This is a genomic window from Enterococcus sp. DIV0086 (assembly GCF_050498705.1).
GTDB lineage: Bacteria > Bacillota > Bacilli > Lactobacillales > Enterococcaceae > Enterococcus > Enterococcus faecalis.
On the sequence record NZ_JBNIDN010000001.1, the window covers coordinates 2,782,140 to 2,797,151 of the forward strand.

The 15,012-nt window shown below is 37.6% G+C and carries 11 protein-coding genes; 8 read left to right on the forward strand and 3 right to left on the reverse strand.

Annotation, left to right across the window (positions count from 1 at the left end; all coding sequences use genetic code 11):
- Nucleotides 1-131: 131 nt before the first annotated feature.
- Both divIVA and ileS read left to right on the forward strand, forming a co-directional pair.
- Nucleotides 132-833 (forward strand): cell division protein DivIVA, encoded by a 702-nt coding sequence (gene divIVA / locus IGI63_RS13480; protein WP_002355904.1) that lies wholly within the window; start codon nucleotides 132-134, stop codon nucleotides 831-833.
- A 310-nt stretch (nucleotides 834-1,143) separates the two neighbouring features.
- Nucleotides 1,144-3,924 (forward strand): isoleucine--tRNA ligase, encoded by a 2,781-nt coding sequence (ileS, locus tag IGI63_RS13485; protein ID WP_002387984.1) that lies wholly within the window; start codon nucleotides 1,144-1,146, stop codon nucleotides 3,922-3,924.
- 51 nt (nucleotides 3,925-3,975) lie between these two features.
- Here the strand turns inward: ileS and zwf are convergent, their stop codons facing one another.
- The 3 genes from zwf to IGI63_RS13500 form a co-directional block, all read right to left on the reverse strand.
- The gene (zwf, locus tag IGI63_RS13490; RefSeq protein WP_002363411.1) at nucleotides 3,976-5,499 is read right to left on the reverse strand and encodes a glucose-6-phosphate dehydrogenase; all 1,524 of its coding nucleotides are present in this window, start codon (nucleotides 5,497-5,499) and stop codon (nucleotides 3,976-3,978) included.
- A complete protein-coding gene (locus tag IGI63_RS13495) occupies nucleotides 5,499-6,167 on the reverse strand; it encodes a metal-dependent transcriptional regulator (protein ID WP_002358896.1) in 669 nt (222 codons plus the stop codon). The genes zwf and IGI63_RS13495 overlap by 1 nt, the downstream gene beginning before the upstream one ends.
- Before the next feature lie 171 nt (nucleotides 6,168-6,338).
- Nucleotides 6,339-6,707 carry a DUF4828 domain-containing protein gene (locus IGI63_RS13500; protein ID WP_429975927.1) on the reverse strand — a complete coding sequence of 123 codons (369 nt, stop codon included), beginning with the start codon at nucleotides 6,705-6,707 and terminating at the stop codon, nucleotides 6,339-6,341.
- 198 nt (nucleotides 6,708-6,905) lie between these two features.
- On the opposite strand from IGI63_RS13500, the gene sfsA reads away from it, so the two are divergent.
- From sfsA to IGI63_RS13530, 6 genes are all read left to right on the forward strand, one after another.
- A complete protein-coding gene (gene sfsA / locus IGI63_RS13505) occupies nucleotides 6,906-7,637 on the forward strand; it encodes a DNA/RNA nuclease SfsA (protein WP_002355909.1) in 732 nt (243 codons plus the stop codon).
- Between the two features lie 105 nt (nucleotides 7,638-7,742).
- Nucleotides 7,743-8,741, forward strand: coding sequence for a Gfo/Idh/MocA family protein (locus tag IGI63_RS13510; RefSeq protein WP_429975928.1), 999 nt, complete (start codon nucleotides 7,743-7,745; stop codon nucleotides 8,739-8,741).
- 26 nt (nucleotides 8,742-8,767) lie between these two features.
- The gene (locus tag IGI63_RS13515; protein WP_002366395.1) at nucleotides 8,768-10,069 is read left to right on the forward strand and encodes a DEAD/DEAH box helicase; all 1,302 of its coding nucleotides are present in this window, start codon (nucleotides 8,768-8,770) and stop codon (nucleotides 10,067-10,069) included.
- 44 nt (nucleotides 10,070-10,113) lie between these two features.
- Nucleotides 10,114-12,819 (forward strand): sigma 54-interacting transcriptional regulator, encoded by a 2,706-nt coding sequence (locus tag IGI63_RS13520; RefSeq protein WP_002355912.1) that lies wholly within the window; start codon nucleotides 10,114-10,116, stop codon nucleotides 12,817-12,819.
- A 227-nt stretch (nucleotides 12,820-13,046) separates the two neighbouring features.
- A complete protein-coding gene (locus IGI63_RS13525) occupies nucleotides 13,047-13,364 on the forward strand; it encodes a PTS sugar transporter subunit IIB (protein ID WP_010818309.1) in 318 nt (105 codons plus the stop codon).
- A 141-nt stretch (nucleotides 13,365-13,505) separates the two neighbouring features.
- Nucleotides 13,506-14,969, forward strand: a complete 1,464-nt coding sequence (locus tag IGI63_RS13530; RefSeq protein WP_002364646.1) for a PTS sugar transporter subunit IIC — start codon at nucleotides 13,506-13,508, stop codon at nucleotides 14,967-14,969.
- Nucleotides 14,970-15,012 lie beyond the last annotated feature (43 nt).

Consider the following 15,012-nt stretch of genomic DNA (forward strand, 5'->3'; position numbering starts at 1 on the left):
AAACCATTTTGGCTGTTCATTCAGACGAAGTTGTGTATAATAAAAAAAGTAAGATATTTGCTATTTCAGGATTAGTATGAGAATGTGTTCATAAGGGGTTTTACAAAAATAATCCAAAGAGGTGAAGGAATATGGCATTAACTCCATTAGATATTCAAAACAAAGACTTCTCAACAAAAATGAGAGGCTATAACCAAGACGATGTAGATGACTTTTTAGATCAAGTCACACGTGATTATGAAGATGCATTACAAAAAAATCGTGAACTTGAGAAATCATTAAAACACGCAGAAGAAAAATTACAATACTTCAATGAATTGAAAGATGCATTGAATCAATCAATTATTGTTGCACAAGATACCGCTGATAAAGTGAAATCAAGTGCCAATAAAGAATCAGAAATGATTATCACTTCGGCAGATAACCAAGCCAAAGAAACCTTGGTAGAAGCTGAACGTAAATCAAATGCAATGATCGCAGATGCTGAAGCGAAATCAACACAAATCTTAGCAGAAGCAATTGAACGTGCCCGTCAATTAGCTGGGGAAACAGAAGACTTGAAGAAGAAAACACGTGTCTTCCATCAACGCTTAAGCTTAATGCTTGAAACTCAATTAGAGCAAGTAAAGAGTGAAGAGTGGGAAGAGATTTTAAAGCCTTTTTCTAGTTATGTCGGAGACAAACATACAGCAGTTAAGGAAATTCTTGATGAACAAGACCTTGACAACGAAAATGAAACTGTTGTAAACTCTGAAGAGAACACAGATGCTGTAGTAGAAAAAAAGCCTGTAATTGAAGTCACTGAAGAAACAATTGAAGAAGAATCAAAATAGATAGAACAGAACGTTTAATGTTTATTCTTAGCAGCGAGTCAATGATAGTGAAAGTTTGACAGACACTGGCATTAAACAGATCCTCTATCCTAGATGCAGTTCTGAACACTTGAGTAGGAACTGCCGGATAATTACCGTTATCAATTTCAGAGAAAGTAGGGGCAACTCTACTTTGAATTTGGGTGGTAACACGAGTACTTCGTCCCTTGGGATGGAGTACTCTTTTTTTATCTACTTTTATCAGCTATCGTTCATCTTTAGTATGAACTAACACAATTAAATCGATAAAATGAAAGCGAGGCAAATGCATATGAAAATGAAAGAAACATTGCAATTAGGAAAAACAGCTTTTCCAATGCGTGGGAACTTGCCAAACCGTGAAGCAGAATGGCAAAAAGACTGGGAAGAAAAAGGCTTATATGAACAACGTCAAAAATTAAACGAAGGAAAACCAACCTTTGTTTTACATGATGGCCCTCCGTATGCAAACGGAAATATTCATTTAGGACATTCTTTGAATAAAATCAGTAAAGATATTATTATTCGTTCAAAATCAATGTCTGGTTTCCGTTCTCCTTATGTGCCTGGTTGGGATACTCATGGTTTACCAATTGAGCAAGTGTTAACCAATAAAGGGGTTAAACGTAAAGAAATGACTGTCGCTGAGTATCGCGAAAAATGTAAAGAGTATGCCTTATCACAAGTCGATAAACAACGTAACGATTTTAAACGTTTAGGTGTGTCAGGCGATTGGGAACATCCATACATTACGTTAGATCCAGAGTATGAAGCAGCAGAAATTCGTGTTTTTGGTAAGATGGCAGAAAAAGGCTATATTTATAAAGGCTTAAAACCAATTTATTGGTCTCCTTCAAGTGAATCTTCTTTAGCAGAAGCAGAAATTGAATACAAAGATGTAAAATCACCTTCTATTTACGTAGCTTTTAATGTGGCCGATGGTAAAGGTCTTTTAGATAACGAGACAGCCTTCGTCATCTGGACGACAACCCCTTGGACATTACCAGCCAACTTAGGTATTTCAGTTAATCCTGATTTTACGTATGTTGAAGTGAAGGCAGACGGTCGTAAATTTGTAATTGCTAAAGATTTATTAGCAACAGTTAAAGAAGCGGTTGGTTGGGAAGAAGTAGAAGTCTTGCGAGAATTTTCTGGTGAAAAATTAGATCGTATGACAGCTCAACATCCATTCTATGATCGAACATCACTTGTTATGCTAGGCGACCACGTGACGCTAGATGCCGGGACTGGCTTAGTTCATACCGCACCAGGACATGGTGAAGATGACTATATCGTTAGCCGTAAATATGATTTACCTGTTATTTCTCCTGTTGACAGCCGTGGGGTCTTTACAGATGAAGCACCTGGTTTTGAAGGAATTTTCTATGACAAAGCGAATCCAATGATTACTGAGTTATTAGAAGAAAAAGGCGCGTTATTAAAATTAGATTTCTTTACGCATAGTTATCCACATGATTGGCGTACCAAAAAACCAGTTATCTACCGTGCAACGCCACAATGGTTTGCTTCAATCTCTAAATTCCGTCAAGATATTTTAGATGAAGTTGAGAAAGTTGACTGGCTAATTCCTTGGGGAAAAACACGTTTGTATAATATGATTCGTGACCGTGGTGATTGGGTAATTTCTCGCCAAAGAGCGTGGGGTGTACCATTACCGATCTTCTATGCTGAAAATGGGGAAGCCATCATTACGCCAGAAACAATTGAACATGTAGCGAATTTATTTGCAGAACATGGATCAAATATCTGGTTTATGCGTGAAGCAAAAGAGTTACTACCAGCAGGCTTTACACATCCAGGTTCACCAAATGGCGAGTTTACCAAAGAAACAGATATCATGGACGTTTGGTTTGACTCAGGTTCTTCACATGAAGGAGTTTTACGAGAAAGAGAAGAGTTAACTTTCCCAGCAGATATGTATTTAGAAGGTTCTGACCAATATCGTGGTTGGTTTAACTCAAGTATTACAACAAGTGTCGCTATCAATGGAGTAGCGCCTTATAAATCAATTATTTCTCAAGGGATGGTTCTCGATGGCGAAGGCCGTAAGATGAGTAAATCGTTAGGCAATACTATCTTACCTGAAAAAGTTATCAATCAAATGGGTGCAGATATCTTACGCTTGTGGGTAAGTAGTGTTGACGCGGAAGCCGATGTGCGTGTCTCAATGGATATCTTAAACCAAGTATCTGAAGTGTACCGGAAAATCCGTAATACTATGCGTTTCTTGTTAGCGAATACGAGTGATTTTAATCCAGCTGAGCATACTGTAGCTTATGCTGATTTACGTTCTGTAGATAAATACATGACGGTTCGTTTAAATCAAGTCATTCAAGAAATCCGTGAAAATGGTTATGAAAAATATAATTTCATGCATATTTATCGGACAGTTATGAACTTCTTAACTGTGGATCTATCTTCTTTCTATTTAGACTTTGCGAAAGATGTCGTTTATATTGAAGCTGAAAACGATTATCAACGTCGTTGTATGCAGACTGTTTTCTATCAAACATTGGTTTCATTAACAAAACTATTGACACCAATTATTCCACATACAGCGGAAGAAATTTGGAGTTTCTTACAAGAAGAAGAAGAGTATGTGCAATTAGCTGAATTCCCAGGTTACGAAACGTTTACTAATGAAGAAGAATTGATGGATACATGGGCAGCCTTTATGGATTTCCGTGACAATGTCTTAAAAGCGTTGGAAGAAGCTCGTCATTCTAAATTAATCGGTAAATCGTTAGAAGCCAAAGTGACCGTTTATCCAAATGAACAAATTCGTCAATTAATGACAGCTGTTGATGCAGATATTGCTCAATTACTAATTGTTTCCGACTTTGAAGTATCAAAAGAAGTAGCACCTAGTGAAGCTGTTCAATTTGAAGACATGGCTATTTTAGTTGAAAAAGCAGAAGGCGAAACGTGTGACCGTTGTCGTTCCGTTCGTCAAGATGTCGGCTCAGATGAAAAATTACCAACACTTTGTGGCCGTTGTGCACACATTGTTGAAGAAAATTATCCAGAAGCGGTTGCTGAAGGATTCGAATAAACAAGGAAAAAGATCCGCTAGTCGTTAACTAGCGGATCTTTTTTGGCTTATTTATTGATCAAGTTGACCGCGGTCACGGTACCAGTTATCTGGTTGCCATTCCCAAGTAAAGCCATCTTTTTCTAATAAGTCGAAGGCAGCTTGCGGGCCCATTGTGCCAGCGGCATAATTAGGGAAAGAAACGTCTGTTTTATCCCAAGCATGTCGAATAATGTCAACAATGCGCCAAGATTGGGCAACTTCGTCCCAATGAGAGAAGTTTGTACTATCGCCATTTAGGCAGTCTAATAGAAGTTTTTCATATGCTTCTGGACTATTTTCAGTCATTTCAGCACTTTGACGGAAATCAAGTTTCACTGGAGTTGTATTGAACCCTTGACCGATTTCTTTTCCATTTAAGGTTAATGAAAATCCTTCAGTTGGTTGGATATAGATAGTTAAAACATTCGGTGGTAAATCGGTTTTATCGCATTCTTCACACGTATCATCTTTGAAGACATTAATAGGTACTTGTTTAAAGACGATGTTAATGCGTGTGCCTTTTTCAGTTAATCGTTTACCTGTGCGAACATAGAAAGGGACGCCAGACCAACGGAAATTATCAATTAAAAATTTACCAGCAACAAAAGTTTCAGTGGATGAAGTTTCTGCCACATTTGGTTCATCACGATAGGCTGCAAATGTTTGATCAGCTAGCTGACCTTCGCCGTATTGTCCACGCACGAAATTTTGAAGGGCTTCTTCTTCAGAATAAAGGCGGATGGCACGTAAAGCTTTTACTTTTTCAGTCCGAATTTCTTTTTCAGAAAAAGCAACAGGAGGCTCCATAGAAAGCAATGCAACGACTTGTAAAATATGATTTTGAACCATATCTTTTAGTGCGCCACTGTGGTCATAATAGCCGCCACGATCCTCGACACCTAAGCTTTCAGCGAAGGTGATTTGGACATTATCAATGTAACGATTGTTCCATTGTGATTCAAAAATATTATTGGCAAAACGAATGGCTGAAATATTTTGGATCATTTCTTTGCCTAAGTAATGGTCAATTCGGAAAATATCTTGTTCAGGAAATGCAGCACGAATTTCTTCATTTAATTCGTAGGCAGATTCATAATCAGAACCAAATGGCTTTTCGATAATTAGACGATCAAAGCCTTCTTCCGAAATAATATGTTGTGATTTCAAGTGATTAACAATGGTTCCAAAGAATTGAGGGGCCATAGCTAAATAGTAAACGTGATTGCCTTCTAAGTGGTATTGTTCATTTAGGCGATCAGATAATTCTTTTAAGGTATTATAATGTTCCGTATCATTCACATTATGTGATTGGTAATAGAAATGACTAGAAAATTCAGTTGCCTCTTTGGCCGTGGGATTTAAGTCTTGAATGGTTTCACGGACGATTTCACGATAGTATTCGTCTGTCCATTCCCGACGTGCGGTACCAATCACCGCAAAACGCTCAGCTAATAATCCTTTTTTATATAAGCGAAACAGGGAAGGATACAATTTACGTTTGGCAAGATCACCTGTCCCCCCGAAAATAGTAAATAATGCTACTTTTTCATTCATTAGTTTTCCTCACTTTCTCTAATCAACGGCTCAACAAAAATTGTGTTTGCTGCTTTAAAGCTGACGGATAATTCTTTGTTTTCATTATAAATGGTGATCGGTCCCTCATATGCAGCAATTTCTTTAATCGTATATTCTTCTTGAATATTTAAATCAATGGAAACTAAATAATCCAGTAATTCTTTTTCGTCTAAGACACGTGCAATCCGAATTTTTGTGCCAACAGGGTAGTCTGTTAATGTTTGGCGTTTCTCCTCATGAATGGGTTGATTATCTTCGGGAATAACACCACCGTGTGGACAAAATTCTGGATGATTTAAATAATCCGCTAAACGGTTCACAAGCGTCTGTGAAGTAACATGTTCTAAAACTTCTGCCTCTTCGTGCACATCATTCCAAGTGTAATTTAAGTGCTCTACTAAAAAGACTTCCCAGATTCGGTGTTTGCGAATTAACGTACTCGCTTTTTTTAAGCCTTTTTCAGTTAATTGTACCCCTTGATAAGGAGAATGCTCAACCAAATCTTCTTTTACTAACTTTGAAATCATCTCACTAACCGAAGCTGCCGAAACATCGAGTCCAGAAACAATTTGTTTATTATTCACTTTAACTTCGTCGCCACCTAATTCAAAAATTAATTTTAAATAGTCTTCGCGATTTGGTGTCATAGGGGCTCATCCTTTCAAAAAAACATCATCCTAAGTTTATCAGAAAAAGGCGCATTTGACTATTTAATAATATTCAAGTTGTAAGAAAACTTTCTGAATGCTTTTGCAAGGGATGTAAAAAAATAAATCACCCACCGCACATACTTCATTTTATGTGTCGTGGGTGATTTATTAATTGTAAATGGCCCGTTCTAGTGTGTAGGTTTCGTCGTCGGCTTCATCGTAAAGCGTCGCAGGGACACCATTTTCACATTGAATGATTAAATGGTAACCTAACTTGTCTAAGATAACTAAGCGTTTAGGGGTTAATTCAACAAGCAAGGCATGCGTTTGTTTGCCATCAATGAAAACATTGAAAGATGAGGTGATTTCTAAGGTGTGTTGCGTGGCTTTCTTCACGTCCACAAACCACCAATGCCCAGTATAGTTGTGTTGAAGCTCCTGTGAGGAAGGGAGCTGTTTATTTTTTTTCCAGAGGATAGAGCCTGCTAATCCAGTAAGTAAAGATGCACCAACCAAGAAAGTCCAATGTTTTTTCAAAGAAATTCCTCCTAACCTTCATTTTCATTTATTCGTCTTCGTTACCTTTATTATATAGAACTTGTCTAAAATATTCGACTAAATCGCTGAGAATTGACAAATATTTAATGATTGACACAAGATAGTAAAATTGTTGGTTTTGGTCTATACTTTTCCTTGTTTTTTTATGGTATAGTGTGTAAGAAAGGAAGTCTGTGTATGAAGTACCCAAATGTCCAACTTGCTTATTTTATCGAACGACCCAATCGGTTTATTGCACACTGTCGTTTAATGGAAACGAATGAAGAAGTAATCACACATGTCAAAAATACTGGCAGAGGGAAAGAAGTTTTTTTACCAGGTGCTGTTGTGGCGCTTAGTTATCAACCATCGCCTAAAAGAAAAACAGATTACGATTTGATTGCAGTAAAAAAAGGTTCTTTTTGGATTAATATTGATAGCCAAGTACCGAATACATTAGTCAATGAAGCGTTAAAAAATGGTCAAATTGTGCTTCCTGGTTTAGTTGGTACGATCCAAACTGTTAAACGTGAGCAACGATTTGCACATTCAAAATTTGATTTTCTAGTGGAAACGGATGCAGACGAACAAGCTTTTGTCGAAGTGAAAGGCATGACTTTAGAAAATAAAGGCATCGGTGCTTTTCCTGACGCGCCAACACTTCGTGGCTTGAAGCATGTCACTGAACTAATGGCTGCAACTAAAGCGGGTTACCGCTGTTACATTTTGTTTGTGGTCCAATTTGAAGAAATTAAGCAAGCAACGATTCACCAAGAGATGCAACCTGCCTTTGCTGAAAATGTGGGTGCTGCAATTGATCAAGGTGTGCAAGTCCTTGCTTACAATTGCCACGTAACACCAGCAACGATTGAACTTAAGTCACAGGTAACCTTTGATTTATTACAGGCATTTGATGATCCTAATAAATAACTTGAAGAACTCCTAGCGCTTTAAGTCAGGGTAATTACGTGACTTTTGTACGAGAGATTACTATTATAAAGAGAGTAAATAAACAAAAAATGGAGGTTTTTGATTATGATACATTTAGGCGTAATTGGTACCAATTGGATTAGTCATCAATTTGTTGCAGCAGCTTTAGAAACGGGTGCGTATGATTTAACGGCTGTTTATTCTCGGAAACTAGCAACGGCACAAGAATTTGGTTCTCGCTATGGGGATGTGGAATATGCAATTGATTTAGAGACGTTTTTTGGTATTGCACATATGGATACGGTTTATATTGCCTCACCAAATTCATTACATTTTGAACAAGCGAAACAAGCAATTTTAGCGAAAAAAAATGTAATTGTTGAAAAACCAGCTTTTTCAACGCCTGATGAGATGGCAGAAATTATTGAATTAGCGAATAAAAATCGTGTGTATTTCTTTGAAGCGGCCCGTAATATTCATGAGCAAAGTTTCCAAAAAATTGCTGAATTATTGCCATTAAAAAACCAAATTTTAGGTGCGAATTTTACGTATATGAAATATTCTTCTCGCTATGATCAAGTATTAGAAGGCAAAGAGCCAAATATTTTTTCTCCTCATTTTTCTGGGGGAGCCTTAGCAGATTTAGGCGTTTATTTAGTTTATGCAGCCTTAGGCTGGTTTGGCGTACCAAACGAAAGCCATTATTTTGCTAGTAAAATTGCGACAGGTGTCGATGGCTTAGGAACAATTATTTTACGATATGATCAGTTTGACGTGACGTTAAATACTGGGAAAATTAGTGATTCTTTTTCGCCATCCGAAATTTACTTTGAAAACGGGACCTTGATTTTAGATAGTGTCAATGCTATTTCTTCGGCTGAGTACCATGATCACGCACATGAAGAACGTGATGTCTTAGATATTCAAGTAGCCGATAATCCAATGATTGAAGAAGCCCGTGATTTTGCAGCAGTTTTAAATAACCCAACAGATAAGTATTGGGGCACCAAGTATGAAGAATGGGTTGAGCTTGCTCGAAATGTCAATAAAGTAGTCACTGATTTACGTCATAGTGCCGGCATTATTTTTGATGCTGATAAATAAGAATTAAGCGATAGGAAAGGAACAATATGAGATTTTTAGAACAACTTCCAGAGGCTTGGCAAGAACAGTGGCAAGCTTCTGGCTTTAACGAACCATCAACAATTCAAGAAAAAAGTTTTACGCCCCTTCGCGAAGGAGAAAATGTTTTAGGAATTTCGCCGACAGGAACTGGAAAAACACTTGCTTACATGCTGCCTTTACTCTTAACTGTTGAAAAAGGACAGGGAAATCAATTGTTGATTATTGCTCCGTCTCAAGAATTAGCTATGCAAATTGCTGAAGTTGCTCGGACTTGGGCTAAGCCACTTCAATTAACGGTTCAAACGTTAATCGGCGGGGCAAATGTTTCACGCCAGATTGACAAGTTAAAAAAACGTCCTGAAGTGTTAATCGGAACACCAGGTCGGATTTTAGAGTTAATGAAGAATAAAAAAGTCAAAGCTCAGTTGTTAAAAACAATTGTAATGGATGAAGTTGATCAACTTTTCCAAGAGGAAGAGCTAAGTTTAACCAAGCAAATTTTGACACACACACCAACCGAATACCAACTTGTTTTTTATTCAGCGACTGCTGATCGTGTCGTGAATCAAGCGCAATCTTTAAGTCAAAAATTACAGGTGATTGATGTGACGGAAGAAGATACTTCAGCAGGTCAAGTCGCCCACTACTTTATTCGGTTAGCACCAAGAAAAAAAGCTGATTACTTACGTCGTTTGGCCCATACAGAAGCATTCAGAAGCATGGTCTTTTTCAATCAAGTTGCTGATTTAGGTGCAGCAGAAGAAAAATTAGTTTATGAGAATGTGCCAGCTATTGGTCTGGCTTCAGATCAAAGTAAACAGTTGCGTAAATTGGCGATCGATCAATTTAAAGCAGAACGAGTGAAGTTGTTACTAACCACGGATATTGCGGCACGGGGCTTAGATTTCACAGGGGTCCCTTACGTCGTAAACGTAGATGTTCCTTTAACCGAAGAGAGCTATATTCATCGTTCTGGTCGCGTTGGCCGGATGGGTGCACAAGGGGCAGTGATTACGTTTATCAACGACGGCACCAAAAGAGATTATCAACGTTTGATGAAACAATTGGCCATTCCCTATCAGGAAATCTTTTTATATGATGGTGCACTTCATGAACAGCCAAAAGCCAAAGATGAACTAGAAAAAAAGAACGTAGCCAAAGATACGTATTCAGAAAAAAAGAGTACGAAAGAAAGAAAACCAGAAACAGTAAATTCTGTTGTCAAAGAACCACAAGAAACACGCAAAAAGAAGAAAAACAAAAAGAAAAACACGAAAAACAAAGGAGCTCGTAAAGCGAAGAAATAACGCTTTACGAGCTTCAAGCAGAACGTTGTATCGAGGAGGATTCCATGAAATCTCGGAAGGAAGAAATCTTAGCGTTACTTCAAAAAAATGAAACTGGCTTAACGGCAGGAGCGGTAGCAGAACAGTTAATGATTGATCGCAGTAATGCCAGCCGTTATTTAAATGAATTATTCAAAGAAAAGAAAATTACTAGAAGTACTGGACGTCCTGTTATCTATTCAGTGCCAACAATCAATGAAGGAGAACAAGTCCATGTAGATGAGTCCACCTCTGTTAGTTTTGACACATTAGTAGGTGCCAATGATTCTTTAAAAGTGAGTATTCAGCAGGCCAAGGCGGCTATTTTATATCCACCAAGAGGTTTGCATACGATTATTTTTGGGAAAACAGGAACAGGGAAATCTCTTTTTGCTGAATGTATGTACCGTTTTGCAATTGATTCAAAAACCCTAGATGAAGATGCCCCTTTTGTCTCTTTTAATTGTGCTGATTATGCACAAAACCCACAATTATTATTTGGTCATATCTTTGGTGTAAAAAAAGGCGCCTATACTGGTGCGAATGAAGATAGTCCAGGCTTAATGGCAAAAGCAGATGGCGGGATTCTCTTTTTAGATGAAATTCATCGCTTACCGCCAGAAGGTCAAGAAATGCTCTTTACGTTTATTGATAAAGGCGTGTACCGACCATTAGGAGAAAGTGGCCAAACCTATGAAGCCTCTGTTCAAATTATTGGTGCGACAACGGAATCCTCAGAAAACTTTTTAACCACTTTTAATCGGCGGATTCCGATGTCGATTACATTGCCATCTTTAGACGCACGGACGCTAGATGAGCGTTATGCCATTATTTCGTTATTTATTCAGCAAGAGGCAACACGTTTGGGCCAACAAATTGATATCGAACGCGAAGCAGTTTTGGCGTTCATGTTATACGATGCAGAAGGAAATATTGGTCAGGTGAAGCGGGACTTAAAATTAGTTTGTGCTAAGTCATTTCTTTATTATCGGACGCACAATTTAGAACATTTGGTTATCCGTAAACGGGATTTGTCGTTACCTGTCCAAAAAGGATTATTAAAAATTAAAGAAGTACCTGAGCGCTTGGATCAATTTGTCGACAGTAAAAGTAATTATTTATCTTTCCAACCAGGTACCAACAAAATTGTTTGGTCGCAAGATCCAGCTAGAGACATGCAAGTTTACAATGAAATCGAAGAAAAAGTCGCTGACTTGTCTGAAGCTGACTTAGAAAATGTTGATTTAGAAGAATTGATTTCTAAAGATATGAATGCGTATTTTAAAAATTATGTCGAAGAATTAACCCAACATTCTTTACATAAGGAGTTATTACCAGAAGCTATTTGGGATTTAACGAATCGTCTTTATGATATCGCAGAAGAGCGTTTGGAACACACGTACAACGAAACAGCACGCTTTGCCTTTGCGCTTCATTTACAAAGTACGATTGAACGTGTCAAAGAAGGTCATGTGATTGTCCATCCTGATTTAAATAATGTCCGTAAAAATATGAAAAAAGAATTTCAAGTAGCCTTAGATTTATCTTCTATTATTGAAGAAGAGAACAACATAGAGATTCCTTTCGATGAAATTGGCTTTATTAGTATGTTTTTATCTATTAATGTCGGTAAAGAAGAAAGAACTCCAGAAAATAATGTTGGTGTGTTCGTCTTAATGCATGGGGATTCTACTGCCTCAAGTATGTTGAAAACCGCCCAAGAACTTTTAGGAACGTCAATCGGAACAGCGATGAATATGCCGTTAACGATGGAAGTTCAAACAATGTATGAACAATTACGAAACCAAGTAATTACGCAAAAAGAATCGTTAAATAATGGGATTTTATTACTGACGGATATGGGTTCATTAAATTCGTTTGGAAATATGTTGTTTGAAGAAACAGGTATCCGAACGAAGGCGATTACAATGACGAGCACAATGATTGTCTTAGAAGCTATTCGAATGGCAAGCGTGGGACGAAGTTTAGAGGACATTTACCAAAATATTCAACTTTCTTTTGAAAGCGTTGTGAGAGAACAATTTCGCTCTAGTCTGCAAAAACGTCAAAACGTTAAAAAAGCAGTAATCGTGACGTGCTTTACTGGAGAAGGGGTTGCCGCAAAACTATACCAACGAATCTTACCAGTTATTGATGAAACAAAAGTGGAACTGATTCAAATGCAATTTATTGAACGAGAAACGTTTAAAAAGCATATCGACAACTTGATGGAAGAATATGAAATTAAGGCCATTGCGGGAACTGTGGATGTTGAATATCAAAATATTCCCTTCTTTTCCGTCTATGATATTTTTGATGATGAAAAATTAAATGTATTGAAACGGATTGCTAGTGATGAAGTGGCGATTGATACAATTGTTCATTCCCTAAGTGGCGTTATTACTTCTGTGGACTCCTTACAAAAATTAATTCTCATGTTACAAAAAACAGTTCATCAAATACAAACAGACATGCATATTATTGTTGAACCAGGGGTGGATGCCGGAATCATGATTCATTTGGCTTTTCTGGTAGATGCTTTAATTAAAGGAGAAGAAGCAAGAACTTTTCCAAACTTAGCGGAATATGTTAAAACACATCGTTTAGAAATCGATGTCGTACGCACGAATTTTATGTTAATTGAACGGGCGTATCGTGTGACGATCCCGGAAGCAGAAGTTGCGCATGTTACCCAAATGTTTTTAGAAAATGAAATTAAAAGTAAACAATAATAAATAAAAAAACATCGAGAAATGAGAAAACGCTCTCTTTTTTCTTGATGTTTTCTTTTTGTAAGTTACACACAATTTCATGTGTGTAAGCGTTTTCTTTTAGTGTGTGCACGCTTTTTTTATGACAAAAGCTGTTATATCAGTATTTTAATGAGGGAAAAACTTGGCACAATAATTGCTATAAATAAAGTGTATAACGTCATAACTTTTAAGGAGATGAAGAAAAAATGACAAAAAAAACAATTATGTTAGTTTGTTCCGCAGGAATGAGCACGAGTTTATTAGTAACAAAAATGCAAAAAGCAGCAGAAGATCGTGGCATGGAAGCAGACATCTTTGCAGTATCGGCTTCTGAAGCTGATACAAACTTGGAAAATAAAGAGGTGAATGTTTTACTTTTAGGTCCACAAGTTCGTTTTATGAAAGGGCAATTTGAACAAAAATTACAACCAAAAGGGATTCCTTTAGATGTAATTAACATGGCAGATTATGGCATGATGAATGGCGAAAAAGTTTTAGATCAAGCAATCTCATTAATGGGATAAGGAATTAAAAGGTTTAAGAAAAGTGAATAGCAAACAAGGATAGTGCATGTTACCAAAGGTTTTATTTTGTACGCTCGATTCATTCGTTTAATAAGGCTACTGCCTTTTTAATAAATATAAATGGATACAGGAGGAATAAAAATGAACGGATTAATGGCATGGATGGAAAAATATATCTTACCAACTGCCGCAAAAATTGGTGCACAGAAACATCTGGTGGCACTAAGGGATGCTTTTATTGGTACATTACCTGCGACAATGGCTGGATCAGTCGCCGTAATGATTAACGCAATTATTCGAGATCTTCCCCAAGAGTTTGTCTCAACTTATGCGGCAAGTTTGGAAGCAGACAAAGGTATTTTTGCAGTATTGAATGTCATCATTGGGATTAATGGTTTTGTTTGGAATGGTACATTGGCTATCGCTGGTTTGATTTTCGCTTTTTCTTGGGGCTATAACTTAGCGAAAGCATACAATGTGAATGAGCTAGCTGGTGGGATTGTCAGTTTAGCTACCTTAATTTCAGGTGTTGCTTTTGCACCAAATAACACAGCTGAATTAGCTGTAAAAGTACCAGAAAAGATTGCCAACGCAATTAATGGGGCAGAAATTGGTGCGTCAATTGCTAATAATCAATTGACTGTCAATCCATGGGGTTGGTTAAATCTCAACCATCTAAATGGTAACGCTTTCTTTACAGTGATGATTATGGGCGCTTTATCAACCATTATTTTTTGTAAATTAATGCAAGCGGATTTAACAATAAAAATGCCTGATTCTGTTCCGCCAGCAGTTTCAAAAGCGTTTGCGGCAATTTTACCAGCAACAATCGCGTTGTATGTCGTAGCGATTATTAACTTTACGGTGTCAAAACTTTCAGGCGGTCAATTATTAATTGACTTAATTCAAAAATATATCGCGGAACCGTTCCTTGGGTTATCACAAGGACTAGGCGCTGTGTTAATCGTAACGGTTTTTGTTCAAATTTTCTGGTTCTTTGGTATTCATGGGCCAAACGTTTTGGCACCAGTTCTTGAAGGAATTTGGGGACAAGCACAATTAATCAATATTGATATTTTCCAAAAAGGTTATGAAGGAAAAACAGGAACAGCTGCGGTTTTAGCCGCTATTGACGACGGTAAAGCCTACATGTGGGTCCGTGGTTCGTTTGATGCTTTTGCTTGGTTTGGTGGTTCAGGCGGTACAATTGTCCTAATTATTGCAATCTTGTTATTCTCCAAACGAGCAGATTATTTAACAGTCGGTAAATTATCATTAGGACCTGGGATCTTTAATATCAATGAACCGATTATGTTTGGTTTACCAGTTGTTCTGAATCCAATTATGTTTATTCCATTTGTAATTGCGCCATTAGTTGCTACTACAATTGGCTGGGTTGCAACGTATCTTGGGCTAGTCGCCCCAGTTTCTCAACAAGTCGCATGGGTGACGCCGCCGTTGCTATTATCTTTCTTAGCGACAGGTGCCGACTGGCGCGCACCAATCGTAGCGTTGGTATGTATGGTAGTCACTTTCTTGATTTGGACACCGTTTGTTATCGCTGCTAACAAAATGGATCCTGCATTAGGCGAAAGTGAGCAATAGGCAATAAAAACAGCAATTACTTGTATAGAAAGGAGCGAGCGGT

Excerpts from the sequence above, each read along its gene's own strand:
- IGI63_RS13510 (WP_429975928.1), top strand. The coding sequence starts at position 7,743 with ATGATACATTTAGGCGTAATTGGTACCAATTGGATTAGTCATCAATTT.
- divIVA (WP_002355904.1), top strand. The coding sequence starts at position 132 with ATGGCATTAACTCCATTAGATATTCAAAACAAAGACTTCTCAACAAAA.
- IGI63_RS13520 (WP_002355912.1), top strand. The coding sequence starts at position 10,114 with ATGAAATCTCGGAAGGAAGAAATCTTAGCGTTACTTCAAAAAAATGAA.
- IGI63_RS13515 (WP_002366395.1), top strand. The coding sequence starts at position 8,768 with ATGAGATTTTTAGAACAACTTCCAGAGGCTTGGCAAGAACAGTGGCAA.
- ileS (WP_002387984.1), top strand. The coding sequence starts at position 1,144 with ATGAAAATGAAAGAAACATTGCAATTAGGAAAAACAGCTTTTCCAATG.
- zwf (WP_002363411.1), bottom strand. The coding sequence starts at position 5,499 with ATGAATGAAAAAGTAGCATTATTTACTATTTTCGGGGGGACAGGTGAT.
- IGI63_RS13525 (WP_010818309.1), top strand. The coding sequence starts at position 13,047 with ATGACAAAAAAAACAATTATGTTAGTTTGTTCCGCAGGAATGAGCACG.
- IGI63_RS13530 (WP_002364646.1), top strand. The coding sequence starts at position 13,506 with ATGAACGGATTAATGGCATGGATGGAAAAATATATCTTACCAACTGCC.
- sfsA (WP_002355909.1), top strand. The coding sequence starts at position 6,906 with ATGAAGTACCCAAATGTCCAACTTGCTTATTTTATCGAACGACCCAAT.
- IGI63_RS13495 (WP_002358896.1), bottom strand. The coding sequence starts at position 6,167 with ATGACACCAAATCGCGAAGACTATTTAAAATTAATTTTTGAATTAGGT.